Origin of the sequence: Mesorhizobium sp. B2-7-2, assembly GCF_006440775.1 — a bacterium.
Lineage (GTDB): Bacteria > Pseudomonadota > Alphaproteobacteria > Rhizobiales > Rhizobiaceae > Mesorhizobium.
The window spans coordinates 1-1,645 of the sequence record NZ_VFTZ01000057.1 but is presented as its reverse complement, the minus strand read 5'-3'; the positions used below and the strand labels follow the sequence as shown (position 1 = coordinate 1,645).

Sequence of the window (1,645 nt, the reverse complement as noted above, 5' to 3'; positions counted from 1 at the left end):
GTAGGCCCAAGGCAACAGATCATCGATCTGCTATTAGGGTGGCCGTTGACTACCCTGGTGAGGACATCGTCGAGATAGCCCAGCGGCTCGACGCCGTTGAGTTTGCAGGTTTATGCCGACCGCCGAACTATGCCGAGCCTCTTCCGATCATGGCGGTATGACGCGCTTTGCCTGCCATTTCGACCAAGAACCGGTCGTTCACACTCGGCATAGGTCTCATGCTCAAAGGGCGTTCAGGAACGCGAGAAGCCGGTCGTTTGGTCGAAATCGTTCGGCCTTTGCGCGTTCGTATGGCTTCAGCTTGGCAAGTGCGGATTCCTTCAGCTCAAGATGTGCGTGAAGATAGGTCAGCGTTGTTTCCATCGCCTCATGGCCCAGCCATAGGGCGATGACCGAACAATCGACGCCCGCCTGCAGCAGCTCCATGGCAGCGCTGTGCCTCAAAACATGGGGCGACACCCGCTTCGAGCGGAGGGGGACGCAGTGTTCGCGAGCCTTGGCGACATATTTGTTCAGCAGCGCCTGCACGCCTCGGCGCTCAGCCTGCCGCCGTGCATGTTCGGAAAGAGAGCCGTTGTACCCCGCTTCCTGGGCTCGTTGAGCCAGCCCCGAAGGGCTTGCTGTGCAACCTTGGTGAGCGGCGTACTTCGCTCCTTGCGGCCCTTGCCAACGCATCGCACGTGGGCACCGTGCCCCAGCATCACCGAGTCCTGGTGGAGATCGATGATCTCCGAGACCCGCAACCCCGTTTGCGCGGCCAGCAACAGCAGAGTGTGATCACGGCGTCCCAGCCATGTGCTGCGATCCGGACAGGCCAGGATCGCTTCAATCTCGGGCCTAGTGAGAAACTGAAGCTGTCGCTTGTCGCATCGCTTGCTCGGGATCGCGAGCACGCGTTGAATCTGGGCGCTATGGGCCGGCTCCTCGAACGACGCATATCTGAAGAAAGACCGAATGGCCGTGAGACGGAGATTCCGGGTCCTCACTGAGGCGGATCGCAGTGTCTCGAGGTCCTCCAGGAATGCGCCGATGAAAGGCGCGTCCAAATCCCGCAGTGTCAACTGCGACGGAGACCTGCCAAGGCGTGTCTGCGCGAATGCAAACAGGAGCCGGAAGGTGCCGCGATAGGAGGCGATGGTGTTGGAGCTTACGCCTCGATGTCGCATGAGCCGATCGGTGAACCACCGCTCGATCAGCACGGCCAGATCTTTCGAGGCACTCATGAGCGAACCTCCCACCGCTCATCCAGCAGTCGCGCGGCATGGGTCATTAACTCCGGCGCGGCGGATAGATACCAGTAAGTGTCGCGAACATTGGTGTGGCCGAGAAAGGTCGAGAGGACCGGCAGTTCCCGCTCGACATCTTCGCCGACCGAAGCCTTCGTCCGACAATCTGCCCGCATAAACGCGTGCAAACTCGCCAAATGGCCCGTGGATCAGCTTCCGATACAGTGTGCTGCGTTGCAGATAGTCACTTGCGTTGAGAAAGTGTTGGTAAAAACTTGTTCACTCGGCATAGTTCGGCGATCGGCATAAACCTGCAAGCTCAACGGCGTTGAGCCGCTGGGATATCTCGACGATGTCCTCACCAGGGTAGTCAACGGCCACCCTAATAGCAGATCGATGATCTGTTGCCTTGGGCCTAC

General features: G+C 59.5%; 4 pseudogenes. 1 reads left to right on the top strand and 3 read right to left on the bottom strand.

From position 1 onward, the window contains the following. The 3 pseudogenes from FJ425_RS31405 to FJ425_RS32270 all read right to left on the bottom strand — a co-directional run. Positions 1-110: pseudogene (locus tag FJ425_RS31405) on the bottom strand (transposase domain-containing protein); the annotation flags it as partial. A gap of 112 nt (positions 111-222) precedes the next feature. Then, a pseudogene (locus FJ425_RS31400) lies at positions 223-1,166 on the bottom strand (tyrosine-type recombinase/integrase). Positions 1,167-1,219: 53 nt separating this feature from the next. Further along, positions 1,220-1,369, bottom strand: a pseudogene (locus tag FJ425_RS32270) (integrase); the annotation flags it as partial. A 166-nt stretch (positions 1,370-1,535) separates the two neighbouring features. Between FJ425_RS32270 and FJ425_RS31390 the strand changes: the two are divergent. Beyond that, a pseudogene (locus FJ425_RS31390) lies at positions 1,536-1,645 on the top strand (transposase domain-containing protein); the annotation flags it as partial.